Consider the following 331-nt stretch of genomic DNA (forward strand, 5'->3'; position numbering starts at 1 on the left):
GCCGATGCGCGATAGGAGAATCCCTTCGTCGCGGCAGAGCGAAATCAACCGCGAAAGGCGCTGTCTCTGCTGCCACGCATGATAGGCGCTTGCGTAGTCCTTGACTTCTTCGTCGCCAATGAACACGCAAAAAAGGGAGGCGGCGCCGGTGACATGCCCTCCTAAATCTGAGGCAGCCAGTGTTGCGCCAAGTTCCGATCGAACTTGCGCTCCAAGGGCGGTGAGCCGCTCGATCTCCAGCTCGGTCAGGGCGCGCATGGCGGCAGCGCCTGCAACCATGCTCAGTGGATTGGCGGTGAAGGTCCCGGCCTGGGAGACGGGCGGTTTGCCG

At 62.5% G+C, this 331-nt stretch carries 1 pseudogene; it reads right to left on the minus strand.

Features of this window, described 5'->3' with window-relative positions:
- Positions 1 to 258: pseudogene (locus EN859_RS36355) on the minus strand (hypothetical protein); the annotation flags it as partial.
- Between the last annotated feature and the right edge of the window lie 73 nt (positions 259 to 331).

It is taken from the genome of Mesorhizobium sp. M00.F.Ca.ET.216.01.1.1 (assembly GCF_004010325.2).
Taxonomy (GTDB): Bacteria; Pseudomonadota; Alphaproteobacteria; order Rhizobiales; family Rhizobiaceae; genus Mesorhizobium.